Source organism: Streptomyces sp. RPA4-2, assembly GCF_012273515.2.
Classification (GTDB): Bacteria; Actinomycetota; Actinomycetes; order Streptomycetales; family Streptomycetaceae; genus Streptomyces; species Streptomyces kaempferi.
Genome location: NZ_CP050975.2, coordinates 7703519 through 7717560, shown reverse-complemented (window position 1 = coordinate 7717560; position 14042 = coordinate 7703519). Strand labels below are relative to the sequence as shown.

Annotated in this window: 11 protein-coding genes; 4 read left to right on the top strand and 7 right to left on the bottom strand. The window is 72.2% G+C overall.

What is annotated here, in order from left to right; all coding sequences use genetic code 11:
• Window positions 1–151: 151 nt before the first annotated feature.
• Window positions 152–2500: an alpha-L-fucosidase gene (locus tag HEP85_RS33725; RefSeq protein WP_168531313.1), complete on the bottom strand. Its 2349-nt coding sequence runs from the start codon at window positions 2498–2500 to the stop codon at window positions 152–154.
• A 254-nt stretch (window positions 2501–2754) separates the two neighbouring features.
• On the opposite strand from HEP85_RS33725, the gene HEP85_RS33720 reads away from it, so the two are divergent.
• A complete protein-coding gene (locus HEP85_RS33720; RefSeq protein ID WP_369657955.1) occupies window positions 2755–4098 on the top strand; it encodes an amidase in 1344 nt (447 codons plus the stop codon).
• Between the two features lie 76 nt (window positions 4099–4174).
• Here HEP85_RS33720 and HEP85_RS33715 read toward each other — a convergent pair whose 3' ends face one another.
• Window positions 4175–4657 carry a GNAT family N-acetyltransferase gene (locus HEP85_RS33715; protein ID WP_168531312.1) on the bottom strand — a complete coding sequence of 161 codons (483 nt, stop codon included), beginning with the start codon at window positions 4655–4657 and terminating at the stop codon, window positions 4175–4177.
• Between the two features lie 61 nt (window positions 4658–4718).
• Window positions 4719–4892: a hypothetical protein gene (locus HEP85_RS33710; protein WP_168531311.1), complete on the bottom strand. Its 174-nt coding sequence runs from the start codon at window positions 4890–4892 to the stop codon at window positions 4719–4721.
• Window positions 4893–5384: 492 nt separating this feature from the next.
• Between HEP85_RS33710 and HEP85_RS33705 the strand changes: the two genes are divergently transcribed.
• The 3 genes from HEP85_RS33705 to HEP85_RS33695 all read left to right on the top strand — a co-directional run bounded on the left by HEP85_RS33705 (window position 5385) and on the right by HEP85_RS33695 (window position 7952).
• Window positions 5385–6569 carry a permease gene (locus HEP85_RS33705; protein ID WP_168531310.1) on the top strand — a complete coding sequence of 395 codons (1185 nt, stop codon included), beginning with the start codon at window positions 5385–5387 and terminating at the stop codon, window positions 6567–6569.
• A gap of 95 nt (window positions 6570–6664) precedes the next feature.
• A complete protein-coding gene (locus HEP85_RS33700; protein ID WP_168531309.1) occupies window positions 6665–7120 on the top strand; it encodes an inositol oxygenase family protein in 456 nt (151 codons plus the stop codon).
• 25 nt (window positions 7121–7145) lie between these two features.
• Entirely contained in the window at window positions 7146–7952 is an 807-nt protein-coding gene (locus HEP85_RS33695) for an SDR family oxidoreductase (protein ID WP_369657954.1), read from the top strand.
• Between the two features lie 196 nt (window positions 7953–8148).
• On the opposite strand, the gene HEP85_RS33690 is transcribed toward HEP85_RS33695, so the two are convergent.
• From HEP85_RS33690 to glgA, 4 genes are all read right to left on the bottom strand, one after another.
• Window positions 8149–9672, bottom strand: a complete 1524-nt coding sequence (locus HEP85_RS33690; RefSeq protein WP_248002177.1) for an SDR family NAD(P)-dependent oxidoreductase — start codon at window positions 9670–9672, stop codon at window positions 8149–8151.
• Window positions 9673–9786: 114 nt separating this feature from the next.
• Entirely contained in the window at window positions 9787–11118 is a 1332-nt protein-coding gene (locus HEP85_RS33685; RefSeq protein WP_329292011.1) for a wax ester/triacylglycerol synthase family O-acyltransferase, read from the bottom strand.
• A 397-nt stretch (window positions 11119–11515) separates the two neighbouring features.
• Window positions 11516–12775, bottom strand: a complete 1260-nt coding sequence (gene glgC, locus HEP85_RS33680; protein WP_168531307.1) for a glucose-1-phosphate adenylyltransferase — start codon at window positions 12773–12775, stop codon at window positions 11516–11518.
• 80 nt (window positions 12776–12855) lie between these two features.
• Complete coding sequence (gene glgA, locus HEP85_RS33675) at window positions 12856–14007, bottom strand: glycogen synthase (RefSeq protein WP_168534305.1); 1152 nt, start codon at window positions 14005–14007, stop codon at window positions 12856–12858.
• Window positions 14008–14042 lie beyond the last annotated feature (35 nt).

The window sequence follows — 14042 nt, the reverse complement described above, 5'->3', positions numbered from 1 at the left end:
ATCGGTCATCGGTCATCGGTCATCGGCGGTCCGGGGTCGGCCCGCGGCCGGTCCCGGTCCGCGCGCGGATGTCGGCAGGGGTGGTCGCGGGCGGCCCCGGACCGGTCGCGCGCGGCGGTCTCGGAGTCACGGTCGCCGCACGGGATGGATGTCAGTCACGCCACTCCACCTTGAACACCCAGACGTACTGGCCGGACCTGCGGGCCGCCGCCGGCACGTCGATCACCAAGGCCCCGTTCCGTACCGTCCAGTTGAGCGGCCGGTCGTGGCCGAGCAGGGTCACCCGGTCACCGCCGCGGACCGGCACCGGCGCCTCGACGGTGAGGGTGGCGCCCGGCGCGGTCAGCGAGTGGATGTAGAAGGCCTCGTTCTGCCGCACGGTGAACCGCAGGTCCTCACCGAGCTGCGCCATCCGCGACCAGTACGTCGTGTCGTAGATCGCCTCGCCGTTGACCTTCAGCCACCGGCCGGTCTCGCGCAGCCGGGTCTGCATGATCTCGGGGATGGTGCCGTCGGCGCGCGGCCCGATGTCGAGCAGGAGGTTGCCGTTCTTGGAGACGATGTCGACGAGGCTGCGGACCACCTCCTCGGCGGTCATGTAGGCGGCGTCGGGTGTGGCCCGGTTGTAGCCGTAGCTGAACGGGTCGAGGCCCCGGCTGGACTCCCACTTGGCGACGACGGTGTTCTCGTAGGTCGTGTACTCGGGGGTCGTGAAGTCGTGGAAGCCGATGCCCGAGCGGTTGTTGACGGTGACCTCGTAGGGCTTCGGCCGGTTCTTGCCGTGGTTGAAGTACTCGGCGAGCACCCGCGGGCTGTCGTTGGCGCCGCCGATGTCGCACCAGATGACGGACGGGTCGTAGCCGTGGATCAGTTCCAGCATCTGCGCGGCCTGATAGTCCTTCACATAGTCCTTGCCGGCGGTGTATCCGGTGTAGGGGACCGCTTCCCGGGTGTACGGGTTGCGCGGGGCATGGCCCGACCAGGGGTTGTCGGGGTTGAACCACTCGGGCATGGAGAAGTACAGGCCGCGGTGCAGCTCGGGCGTGAACCGCCGTGAGGCGTCGAAGAGTTCGCGGACCAGGTCGCGCCCCGGGCCCATCTTCACGGCGTTGCGGTCGGACACCCGCGTGTCCCACAGGGCGAAGCCCTCGTGGTGCTTGGAGGTGAGGACGTGGTACTGGGCGCCGGCGTCCCGGAACAACTCCACCCAGGCGCGCGGATCGAAGCGGTGGGCCGTGAACATCGGGATGAAGTCGTCGTAGGCGAAGTCCTCCCCGTACTTCTCGCGGTGATAGGCGTACACCGCGTTGTCCGGGTTCTGCAGGTTGTTCCAGTACCACTCGGCGTACTGTTCGCCCACCGGTGACCAGGCGGGCACCGAGTAGACGCCCCAGTGGATGAAGATGCCGAACTTGGCGCGGTGGAACCAGTACGGGGCCTGGTGGCCGGCGAGGGACTCCTCGGTCGGGAGGTAGTCGGGCACGCCGAGGGTCAGTGTGCTGCGGGCGGCGGCCGCCTGCCGGCCGCGGCCCTCGACGACCACCGTCCCCTCGCGCGCGGTGCCGGGCGCCGTGCCCACCCGGTTGCGGATGCCGACACGGATCCGCGCCTGCTCTCCGGGGTCGAGGCGGGTCACCCGCGCGGGCTCGACGGTGCGGGCCCCGGGCACCTCGACGCCGACCGTCACCCGGTCGCCCGCGAGGACGGCCACCGTTCCGGCGTTGACGACGGTGGCCTCCACGCTCTGCGCGCCGCTCGACTCCAGCAGCGAGAAGGTGGAGTGCGCGTCCCGCAGGGCCAACGCCCGCCCCTGGGACACCGGTTGCAGGGAGAGGGCGAAGACATGCAGCGAGGTCTGGTTCTCCCCGGCCGGCCGGGTGGTCGGCAGGGTGAGCGCGACCGCCTCGCGCCGCGGGTCGATCCAGACCTCCGCCGTGCCGATCCCGACGCTGTGCTCGTCCTTGCCGCCGTCCGGCCGGTAGCGGTACGGGGCGGACAGCGAGCCGCCCGTCGCGTACCAGTCCGCGCCGCCGAGCCCGGCGGTCGTCGTCGAACCGTCGGCGTAGTGCACGGTGGCCGTGCCGGAGGCGTCGCCGTAGCTGCCCGCCGTGAGGAACAGGGCCGAGAGGTAGCGGCCACGGGGGAGGTCGAGGCGCTGGCCGAGGGCGACCACGTTGTTCCGGGCGCCCGCGGCGGAGGACGGGAAGAGGAAGGTGATGCCGTCCACGTCGACCGGGCCTTCGGGGAGTTCCTCGCCGGGGAAGGTGTATCCCGAGCCGTCGAAGTCGCCGCCGGGGGCGGCCGCGCGGCCGATGCCGTCGTTGTCGAAGTGGGCGTCGAGCGGTACGGGGAGCGGGACGGGGACGGGAACCCACTGCCCCGCCCGCCCGTCGGCCGGTTCGGCGGCCCGCGCCCCGGTCGCGGCGGTGAGGGGAAGAGCCGTCGCGGCGGCGGCGGCCGCGGTGGCTCCCAGAACCTGACGTCTTGGATACGTACTCATGAGCGGCTCCAATTCATCGGATGTCTGATGATGAGACGGGTTCCGATGACTGTCAACGAGGCCACAAGACAGGAAAGTTGGCGAAGTGGTCGGATGACCTGGTGCCGCTGACGGACCGCCGGACGGTCGCCCTGTGAAATGTCCACGGGAACCGGGGTGAATGTCCCAGCGCGTCAGCCCTCGACGCGGCACCCCGCACCCCGGCACAGTGCTCCTCGTACTCACCAGTAATTCCCCGTCCCCGAGGAGCACCCGTGAGCAGTTGGGCCGGCCGGACCGCCACCGAGATCGCCGCAGCCGTCCGCGAGAAGCGGATCACCCCCCGCGAGGTGGTGGCCGAGCACCTCGCCCGGATCGAGCGGCTCGACGCCCGGGTCGGCGCCTTCCGGCTCGTACGGTCCGAGGCGGCGCTCGCGGAGGCCGACGCGCTGGCCGCCCACCCGGACCTGGCCGCACTCCCCCTCGCGGGCGTGCCCGTGGCCGTCAAGGACAACCTGCCGGTGCGCGGCGAGTCCTGCCGGCAGGGCTCGGCCGCGACCCCGGACTCCGCCGCCGAGGAGGACCATGTCACCGTGGCGCGGCTGCGCGCGGCGGGTGCCGTGGTGGTGGGCCTGACGAACGTGCCCGAGCTCTGTGTCTTCGGCACCTCGGACAGCGTGTACGGCATCGCCCGCAACCCGTGGGACACCTCGCGCACGGCCGGCGGTTCCTCGGGCGGCGGCGCGGCCGCCGTCGCCGCCGGAATGGTGCCCCTCGCGCTGGGCAACGACGGGATGGGGTCGCTGCGCATCCCGGCGGCCAACTGCGGCCTGGTCGGGCTGAAGCCGGGGCACGGCACGGTCCCGGCCGGCATCGGCCACGGCGACTGGTTCGGGATGTCGGAGAACGGGCCGCTCGCGACCACCGTGGCGGACGCCCGGCTGATGCTGGCGGTCCTGGCGGACACCGAGGCGGTACGGCCCTCCGGGAACCTCCTCCGCAAGGTGGCGGTCTCCGTACGCAGCCCCCTGGCCGGTGTGACCGTCGGCCGCCCGTACGCGACGGCGGCCCGGGAGGCGGCCGCGCTGCTGGCCGGAGCGGGTCACCAGGTGCGGCCCGCCGACCCCCCGTACCCGCTCTGGCTGGGCACCACCACGCTCGCGCACTGGACGGCGGGGACCGCGGTGGACGCCGCGGACCTCGACCCGCGGCGGCTCAGCCGCCGCACGCGTGTGCACGCCGCCGTGGGGCGCCGCTTCGTGGCCGGTGTGCGCACGGGTGCGCGGCGTGAGCAGTTGCGCGCGCGCCTGACGCCGTTCTTCGAGGAGCACGACGTGCTGCTGACGCCCGCGCTGGCCCGGCGCGGACCGGCCGCCGCGGCCTGGCACGAGCGGGGCTGGCTGCGCAACCTGCTGGCCAACACGAACTACTCGCCGCTGACTCCGCCCTGGAACCTCACCGGGTGGCCCGCGATGGCGGTGCCGTTCGGGACCCTGCCGGGCGGCGCCCCGTGCGCCGTCCAGCTGGTCGGGCGGCCCGGCTCCGAGCTGGAACTGCTGGAGCTGGCGGGACAGTTGGAGGAGCTGCGTCCGTGGAGGCGGACGGCGCCGCTGGACTGAGACCGCTCAGCGTCACCCGCCCGACGGGAAGGGACGGACACGACCGCCAGGAACCGCCCCGGCCGGGGACCGCCCTTCAGAGCGCGCGGTACATGATGTGCAGTCCGACGCGCCCGTGCCGGGGGTGCTCGTAGGCGTCCGGCACGGTGGCCAGGACGGTGAAACCGAGCGAGGTCCACAGCGCGACGGCGGGGTTGGTCTCCACGACGGCGTTGAAGACCATGCCCCGGTAGCCGTCGGCCCTGGCGACGGTCAGGACGTGCTCGGCGAGCGCGCGGCCGATGCCGCGCCCCGCGTGGTCGGGGTCGACCATGAATCCGGCGTTGGCGATGCGGTCGGCGGGCCCGCCGTAGTTCGGGGTGACGTAGGCCGAGCCGACGACCGTGCCGGCGGCGTCCTCGGCGACGTACACGCGCTTGCCCGGCGCCATCCACAGGGCCCGGGCCGCTTCGGCCGGGGTGTCGGGGTCCCAGGTGTAGCTCTCGCCCGCGGCGACGATGCGGTGCCAGAAAGGCCAGATCCGCGGCCAGTCGTCGGCCACGGCTTCTCTGATCAGCATGGGCGTGAGTCTGACACGCCCATGCCGTCAGCTGTCGCGAGGGGGTCTCGCGCCGGGTCGGTCAGTCGACGCTGGGCAGGATGTGGGGCTCGGCGAGGTCGTCCTCGTAACCCGCGAGGCGGATCGGCGCGGACCTGGCCCACACGTCGAGGCTTCCCAGCTTCTTCTCGGGCCGGCGGCCCGCGCGCTCCGTGCGTTCCTTGGGGCGATCGCTATTCGTCTTCTCCGGTGTCACCGCGCACTCCTTATGTGTCGGGTCACCCTCGGGACGTGCAGGGGCCAGTCTGTTTCCGGCCGCCTGACGCCCGCTCGGGTCTGAGTCGAAGGCAGTTAGGGACGCGGTGGCGCCGGTAACTCGTGTGAGAGCAGGCCGTGGTGACCGGCTGTCCCGGGACGGACCATGGGTGTGGGTGGGACCCCTTCAGGCTGTCCGTCGGTACAGGGTAACCAAATGAGCGGATGCCCGCTCTATGGGGCTGAAAACAAGAGGTAACCGTCTCGCGTCGATCTGCGTCCCCCGCGCGCTGATCTGCGTCTATTTGATGACGTATCCCCCGTTCACATCACTCGTTCGGCGTAGCGGTCGCACCCACCACCGACTCCGGGACGGAGCCGCGGATGCGCGCCTCCACCTCCGCCGACCCGCCGGAACACTCCGTTTCATACCCCCAGGGGGTACAGTCGCGCGGACAGCCCGGAAGTCGCCCACTGGGAGAGAGCGGAGCCGATGCAAGCGATCCTGCACGCGCTGTCCATCGCCGGGTCGATGACCTGGGAGATCACCTGGGCGCTGATCCTGGGATTCACCCTGTCCGCCGTGGTCCAGGCGGTGGTGCGGCGCGCGACGGTCGCGCGGCTGCTCGGTGACGACCGGCCGCGGACGCTCGTCCTGGCCGCAGGGCTCGGCGCGGCGTCCTCGTCCTGCTCGTACGCGGCCGTGGCGCTCGCGCGCTCCCTGTTCCGCAAGGGTGCGAACTTCACCGCGGCGATGGCGTTCGAAATCGCCTCCACCAATCTCGTGGTAGAACTCGGCGTGATTCTCGCCCTGTTGATGGGCTGGCAGTTCACCGTCGCGGAGTTCGTCGGCGGCCCGGTCATGATCGTGGTACTCGCCGTGCTCTTCCGGATGTTCCTGCGCGAGCCGCTGCTGCGGCAGGCCCGGGAACAGGCGGACCGGGGACTCGCCGGGTCCATGGAGGGCCACGCGGCGATGGACATGTCGGTGCGCGGTGAGGGCTCCTTCGGACGCCGGCTGTTCTCCGGCGCGGGCTTCACCTCGGTCGCACATGTGTTCGTCATGGAGTGGGCGGCGATCCTGCGCGACCTGGTGGGCGGACTGCTGATCGCCGGCGCCATCGCCGCCTGGGTGCCCGACTCGTTCTGGCGCTCCTTCTTCCTGGACGGGCATCCGCTCGCCGCGAAGCTGGTCGGACCCCTGATCGGGCCGCTCGTGGCGATCGCCTCCTTCGTGTGCTCGATCGGCAACGTGCCGCTGGCCGTCGTGCTGTGGAAGGGCGGCATCAGTTTCGGGGGCGTGGTCGCGTTCATCTTCGCCGACCTGCTGATCCTGCCGATCCTGAACATCTACCGGAAGTACTACGGCCTGCGGATGACGGGCTTCCTGCTGGTCACCTTCTACGGGGCCATGGTGATCGCCGGGTACGTCGTGGAGATCCTCTTCAGCGGCCTCGGGCTCGTCCCCGACCAGGCCGACGCCCGGATTCCCATGGAGGGCGTCTCCTGGGACTACACGACCTGGCTCAACATCGCCTTCCTGCTGCTCGCGGCGGCGCTGGTGTGGCGCTTCCTGCGCACCGGCGGCCCGATGATGCTGCGGACCATGGGCGGCTCTCCGGAGGCGGAGGAGCACCCGGACCCCACAGGTCGTGACCACCCGCACGGCCACCGCTGAACACGGCGCGCAGTTCAGGTCCCGTTGGCCGGTTCGCAAGCCGGCCATGCTGTGCTGGCGCCCGGCAACGGCTTTTCTCGCGGAAGGACCGACGCATGGAGCTGCGCAGCGTCGAGGAGCTGATGGATCTGCTGCACGCCGGCCGGGGCACCCGGCCCACCGCGGACGGCAGCGGCGGCCCGGTGGATGTGCACGACCACGCGCTGCAGACCGCCGCCCTGCTGCGCCGGAGCCATCCCGCCGACAAGGAACTCCAGGTGGCGGGTCTGGTCCACGGCATCGGCCGGCTGCTGCGCCCCGGCGACGCCACCGCGCACGCCCGGCCCGCGCCGGAATGGGTGGGGCCGCTGCTCGGCGACCGCGTCTCCCGTCTGGGACGCCTCCACTCCGGCGGCCGGCCTGACCCCCGCGACGCCGACGACGCGCTGAGCCTGCGCCAGGCCTGCGACGCGGGCCGGGTCGCCGGACTGCACGCCGGGGTGCTGGAGGACTGGCGCACGGTGGTGGAGCTGGTGGCGGCGCAGAACTCCCGGCTCGGGGCTGTCGACTGACGGTCCGTCATGAGACGGTACGCGGATGACGTCACCGTACGGGCTGCGGGGCAGGGCCGCCATCGTCACCGGAGCCTCGCGCGGGATCGGGCTGGCCGTCGCCGAGGAGCTCTCCCGGGCGGGGGCACGGGTGTGTGTGACCGCCCGGGACGCGGACGCGGTGGGCCGGGCGGCCGAGCGGCTCGGCGGGGTCGCGCTCGCCGGTTCGGTCGCCGATCCGGCGCATCTGAGAGCCGTGACCGAGCTGGCGCTGCGCGAGTTCGGGCGCATCGACCTCGTGGTGAACAACGCCGCGACCAATCAGCCGTACGGCCCGCTCATGGACGTCGATCCGGACCGCTGGCGGGCGGCGTTCACCGTCAACGTCGAGGCCGCGCTGCGGTTGGCGCAGTACGCCTGGCACGGCTGGATGGGTGAGCACGGCGGCGCGATCGTGAACGTGTGCACGGAGGGCGCGGACCATGTGGGGCCCCACGTGGGCGCGTACGGCACCAGCAAGGCGGCCCTGCTGCACCTCACCCGGCAGCTCGCGGGCGAACTGGCCCCGGGGGTCCGGGTCAACTCCGTCTCCCCCGGTCTCGTCCGCACCGAGATGGCGCGCTTCGTCTGGGAGGACTCCGAGGACGAGCTCGGCGCCGGGCTCCCGCTGGGCCGTATCGGCCGGCCCGAGGACGTCGCGCGGGCGGTGGCGTGGCTGGCCTCCGACGCCGCCGAGTGGATCACGGGCGCCGATCTGCTGGTCGACGGCGGGACCCGGGTCCGGGCCGCGCGCGGGGCCGGCCACGCCCTGCACGACCGTCTGCGCTCCCGCGCACCGGACGGCGGCCGCTGAGACCCGCGGGGGCGCCGTGGGCACGCCGTCCCGGCCCCCGCCGTCACCGCGGCGCCCCTCGCGGGGTCCGGTGGTCCGAAGGCGCCGGAGATGACCGCCGAGGCTTTCGCCCGGAACGGTCCGGGGGCGGCCTCACCCGCCGCCCGTGGCCACCCGCGGCCCGCGCACGGGCCGGACCACCGCTCGACGGGCGGGACTACCACTTGCCGGGCGCGTAGTCCTTCATGAAGACCCCGTAGAGCTCCTCGCCCTGCTCGCCGCGCACGATCGGGTCGTACACCCGGGCCGCGCCGTCGACGAGGTCGAGGGGGGCGTGGAAGCCCGCGTCGGCGAGGCGCATCTTGTCGGGGTGCGGACGCTCGTCGGTGATCCAGCCGGTGTCGACGGCGGTCATGAGGATGCGGTCCTTCTCGAACATCTCCTGGGCACTGGTGCGCGTGAGCATGTTCAGTGCGGCCTTGGCCATGTTGGTGTGCGGGTGGCCTGCGCCCTTGTAGCCGCGGTTGAAGACGCCCTCCATCGCGGAGACGTTCACGATGTACGTCCGCTCGGCCCGTGCCGCCGCCATCGCCGCGCGCAGGCGGCTGATGAGGATGAACGGCGCGGTGGAGTTGCAGAGCTGGACCTCGAGCAGCTCGACCGGCGTGACCTCCTCGACGGCCTGGATCCAGCTGTTGGTGTCGTGCAGGTCGGGCACGAGGCCGCCGGCGTCGATGGCCGTACCGGCCGCGATCCGCTCCAGCGACGCGGATCCGGACACCAGCGCGAGGTCCGTGACGTCCTGGGCGGTCAGCGCGCCGCCGCCGGGAACCGGGAGCGCGGCCACCGCGCCGGAGCCGAAGGTGCCGATGACCTCGGCGGGCGGCAGCTCCCCGGCGGGCAGCGGGCCGGACTCGGCGGCGAGCAGCTCACCGTAGGCCTGCGGCGAGCGGCGTACGGTCTGGGCCGCGTTGTTGATCAGGATGTCGAGCGGGCCCGCGGCGGCGACGGAGTCGGCGAGCGCGACGACCTGGGCCGGGTCGCGCAGGTCGATGCCGACGATCTTCAGCCGGCCGATCCACTCGTCGCTGTCGGGCATGGCCTTGAAGCGGCGGATCGCGTCGTTCGGGAAGCGGGTGGTGATGGTGGTGTGGGCACCGTCACGCAACAGCCGCAGCGCGATGTACATACCGATCTTGGCGCGGCCGCCGGTGAGCAGGGCGCGCTTGCCGGTGAGGTCGGTGCGGGCGTCGCGGCGGGTGCGGTTCTCGGCCGCGCAGTCCTGGCAGAGCTGGTGGTAGAAGTAGTCGACCTCGACGTAGCGCGTCTTGCAGATGTAGCAGGAACGCGGGCGCTGGAGTATCCCCGCGATCTCACCGGCCTCGGTGACGGACGAGGGCAGGATGCCCTCGGTCTCGTCGTCGATGCGCTGGGCGGAACCGGTCGCGGTGGACTCGGTGACGGCCTTGTCGTGGGCGGTCTTGGCGGCCCTGCGATCCTGTCGGCGGCGCTGCTTCACCGTGCGGTAGATGCCCGCGGTGGCACGGCGCACGGCGATGGCGTCGGGGTGGTCGACGTCGATCCGGTCGAGCTCGTCGAGCACGCTGAGGCAGACGGCCAGCCGCTGCGGGTCGATGCCGGGCCCGTACGCCTCCGCTGCCACGTCGACGGCGGAAGCCGCCCGGTCGTCCTCTGCCGTGTCCACGGCGAGAGCCGCCTGGCCGTCCTCTGTCACCGTCATCGCCGTTGCCGCTTCCTGGGGTTTCGCGCCGCGCTCGAACCGCGCTCGCTTTCGAAGGCGGAATTTTACGGAGCAAGGGGGCAAGGCGCCAAACCCGCGGTGATCACCGGCCGCTCAGGGGCCGCAGGCGATGATCAGCGTCTCCACCTCCTCGGTCAGCGCGCGGGCCAGCCGGTGCAGGTCCGGCACGGCCTCCGCGTCGGCGACGAGCCCGTAGTGGACCCGCCCGCGGAACGTCGAGACCGCCACCGCCAGTGCCTGGCCGCGGGCCAGCGGCGCGAGCGGATAGACCTCGGCGAGCGGGCAGCCGCCGAGCTTCAGACCGAGGCTGGGCAGCGGCACGCTGGTGACGAGGATGTCGAAGAGCAGCCGGGCCGCCTGGCCGACGACGGGGCCGCCGAGACGATGGCCGAGCGGCGGCACGTGGTCGGCGAGCAGCGCCACGGCGCCCGCTCCCCGGTTGGGGCCCGCGTCCTTGTTGCGGTCCATGGCCGTACGCACCGCGCGCAGCCGGCCGACCGGGTCCGGGTCGTCCACCGGAAGCCGTATCAGGTAGCCGGAGAGCCGGTTGCCCTGTGGCTGCGCGGTGCGCGGGCGGCGCCGGGAGACGGGGATCAGGGCGCGGGGCGCCACGCCCTCGCTGCCGTCGCCGCGCTCGTCGAGCCAGGTGCGCAGGGCGCCCGCGACGACGGCGATCAGGACGTCGTTGACGGTGCCGCCGACGCTCTTGCGGACGCGGTGCACGTCGTCCAGGTCGAGGGAGACGCCCGCGATGCGGCGGGTGCCGGTGGGGCGCGAGGTCAGCGCGGGTGAGGAGCGGACACCGAGGGTGGCGCGGGCGACCGAGGTGCCGATGTCCAGGGCACGGCCCACGTCGGAGAGGGTGCCGCGGACGAGTCCCGGCAGCTTGCGGACGTCCGGGAAGAGGCTCCGGGGCGGCTCCGCGGGCCGCGGGCGGGGTTCCGGCATGTCCACCGGGTCCATGAGGGCGGCGGCGAGCATCAGCGCCCGCAGCCCGTCGGCCAGGGCGTGGTGGAACTTGAAGAACACGGCGAACGAGGTGCCGTCCTCGCCGGGCAGGACGTGCGCCTCCCAGGGCGGCCGGCCGCGCAGCAGCGGGCGCTCCATGAGCCGTCCCGCGTCCGTGTGGAAGTCCGTGGTCGGCGCGTGCAGCCGGACGTGGTCCAGGGGGTCGAAGTGGGGCGCGGGTTCCCGGGTCGCGCTTCCGAAGGTCGGCGGATAGACGAGAGGCTGCCAGACGTCGCGGATCCGCATGCGCAGCCCGGGGACCCCGACCGCGCGGGCCGCGAGCAGGTCGGCGGCGTGCGCGCCCGCGGTGGGCGAGTGCGCCGTGAAGACGCCGAGGGCACCGAGGTGCATCGGGTGCTGGGCGGACTCGATGTTCCAGAACGCCAGGTCGAGTGGTGCGAGGAGATCGGAAGTCAAGGGCTTGCTCTCGCGTCGACGACGGTTGAGCAAGCAGTCAAACCCCGAGAGGCGATTACGGTCAAGTACGATCAAGCTACGCACAGTTAACAGCAGATTAAGCCCGGCCACTGAAAGAGGGGTCGGACACAAGGGACACTTGAGGTCAGTTCACACCCAAGAGCCCCGAAGGGCCCCCAGAACCCAAGCCGGACGGCTCAGCGCCGAGAGTGAACGCGTCGCACGGAGACGGCACTCGGCGGCAGGGGCCGGATCCGCACGCCCATGCGAAGCGCTCGCCGCGCACGGCCGTACGGGGCATCAAAACCGTACGGCCGTACGAGAATCGGCCGGATGTCCGGACGTCCGCGCACCCCGGCGGTCCGGACCGGGTGGTCGTCGGTGCGGGCGGCCGGGTCTACGACACGAGCCGGCCCTTCCCGAGCGCGATCACCCCGTTCCCGGAGACCGTGTACAGCTCCGCGTCCCGCTCCGGGTTGACGCCGATCGTCGCGCCCGGGGGCACCTCGACGTTCTTGTCGAGGACCGCGCCGCGCACCACCGCGCCACGCCCTATGCGGACGTTGTCGTGCAGGACGGAGCCCTGGACCACGGCGCCCGGGTCGACGAGGACGCCCGGCGAGAGCACCGACCGCGTGACCTGCCCCCGGATCAGACAGCCCGCGCTGACGATCGACCCGCTCGCGATGCCCCCGGTGCTGAATCTCGCCGGCGAGAGCTGCCCGGAGTGCGTGTAGATGGGCCACCTGCGGTTGTAGAGGTTGAAGGCGGGGCGTTCGGCGATCAGGTCCATGTGGGCGTCGTAGTACGCGTCGAGCGTCCCGACGTCGCGCCAGTACCCCTGGTCCCGGGTGGTCTCCCCGGGGACGTGGTTCTCGCTGAAGTCGTAGAGCCGCGCCTCACCGCGCTCGGTGAGCATGGGCAGGATCGACCCGCCCATGTCGTGCACCGAGTCCTCGTCCTCGGCGTCCCGCTGGAGCGCCTCAACCAGGGCCTTGGTGGTGAAGATGTAGTTGCCCATCGAGGCGAAGACGCAGCCGGGGTCGTCGGGCAGACCCGGCGGGTCGGCGGGCTTCTCCAGGAAGCCCCGCACGGTCTGCCCGTCGGAGCCGGGGGTGATGACACCGAACGAGGAGGACTCGGCGCGCGGCACCCGTATCCCCGCCACGGTCACGCCCGCGCCGCTCTCGATGTGCTGGGCGAGCATCTGCCGCGGGTCCATGCGGTAGACGTGGTCGGCGCCGAACACCGCGATGTAGTCGGGCCGTTCGTCGTACACGAGGTTGAGGGACTGCAGGATCGCGTCCGCGCTGCCCAGGTACCAGCGCGGGCCGAGCCGCTGCTGGGCGGGGACCGGCGTGACGTAGTTGCCGAGCAGGCTCGACATCCGCCAGGTCGTCGTCACATGCCGGTCCAGCGAGTGCGACTTGTACTGCGTCAGGACGCAGATGCGCAGGATGTCCGCGTTGACGAGATTGGAGAGCACGAAGTCCACCAGGCGGTACGTTCCGCCGAAGGTGACCGCGGGTTTCGCGCGGTCCGCCGTGAGGGGCATCAGACGCTTGCCCTCTCCCCCCGCGAGTACGATCCCCAGTACGGAAGGCCCCTCCCCCAGGTCCCGGCTCCACTCGCCCAGGGGGTGTCCCGTTCGCCGCATGCCGCCGCCCCTCTACGCCCGCTCGGGCCGCGTCCGGTGGCCGGACGGGGCCCTGTTGCCGAAGTACGCCTCTTCGATGGTTACCCCGCTTTGAGGACTTCCTCGTACAACTGGACGGTCCTTCGGGCCACCGCGTCCCAGCCGAACTCCCGTACCGCGCGCTCCTGTCCGGCCTCGCCCATCCGCCGGGCGGCCAGGGGATCGGCGAGAACCGAGTCGAGGGCGCGTGCCAGAGCGGCCTCGAAGTCCTGATCGACCGTCACCAGCACGCCCGTCACCCCGTCCTCGACGACCTCGGGGATGCCGCCGACCCGGGACGCGACGACGGCCGTTCCGCAGGCCATCGCCTCCAGGTTGACGATGCCCAGCGGCTCGTAGACGGAGGGGCAGACGAACACGGACGCGTGCGTGAGGAGTTGGATGACGTCCGGGCGCGGCAGCATCTGCGGGATCCAGTGCACTCCCTCGCGGACGCCGCTCAGTTCCTGGAAGAGTTCGCGGAACTCCCGGTCGATCTCGGGGGTGTCGGGGGCACCCGCGCACAGCACCACCTGCACGGCCGGATCGATGTCCCGCACCGCGCGCAGGAGTTGGGGCACGCCCTTCTGCCGGGTGATGCGGCCGACGAACAGTACGTAGGGGCGGCCGGTGTCGACGCCGATACGGTCGAGGACGTCCGTGCCGGGATCGGGCCGGTAGAGGGAGGTGTCGATGCCGTTGTGCACGACCCGCACCTTCGCCGGGTCCAGGGCCGGATAGCAGGTCAGGATGTCCTCGCGCATGGCTCCGGAGACGGCGATGACGGCGTCGGCGGACTCGATGGCGGTGCGCTCGGCCCAGCTGGAGAGGGCGTAACCGCCGCCGAGCTGCTCGGCCTTCCAGGGGCGCAGCGGCTCCAGGGAGTGCGCGGTCATGACGTGCGGGATGCCGTACAGGAGCTTGCCGAAGTGGCCGGCGAGGTTGGCGTACCAGGTGTGCGAGTGGACGAGTTCGCGGCCTTCGAGGGCGGCGGCGACGGCGAGGTCCACGGAGAAGGTGCGCAGGGCGTCGTTGGCGCCGTCGAGCGAGGACCAGGGCCGGTGGCGCACGACGCCGTCCGCCGAGCCCTCGCCCCAGCAGTGCACGTCCAGCTCGGTGAGCGCACGCAACTCCCGGGCGAGGAACTCGACATGGACGCCCGCGCCGCCGTACACGTCCGGCGGATACTCCCGGGTCAGCAGTCCCACTCGCACACAGAACCCCCCGTCGTTCCGGTCGGTGTCCCTCA

Bases quoted from the DNA above. Each gene is read 5' to 3' on its own strand.
- HEP85_RS33690 (WP_248002177.1), bottom strand. From the start codon at position 9,672: ATGACGGTGACAGAGGACGGCCAGGCGGCTCTCGCCGTGGACACGGCA.
- HEP85_RS33695 (WP_369657954.1), top strand. From the start codon at position 7,146: ATGACGTCACCGTACGGGCTGCGGGGCAGGGCCGCCATCGTCACCGGA.
- HEP85_RS33705 (WP_168531310.1), top strand. From the start codon at position 5,385: ATGCAAGCGATCCTGCACGCGCTGTCCATCGCCGGGTCGATGACCTGG.
- HEP85_RS33715 (WP_168531312.1), bottom strand. From the start codon at position 4,657: ATGCTGATCAGAGAAGCCGTGGCCGACGACTGGCCGCGGATCTGGCCT.
- glgC (WP_168531307.1), bottom strand. From the start codon at position 12,775: ATGCGGCGAACGGGACACCCCCTGGGCGAGTGGAGCCGGGACCTGGGG.
- HEP85_RS33700 (WP_168531309.1), top strand. From the start codon at position 6,665: ATGGAGCTGCGCAGCGTCGAGGAGCTGATGGATCTGCTGCACGCCGGC.
- HEP85_RS33725 (WP_168531313.1), bottom strand. From the start codon at position 2,500: ATGAGTACGTATCCAAGACGTCAGGTTCTGGGAGCCACCGCGGCCGCC.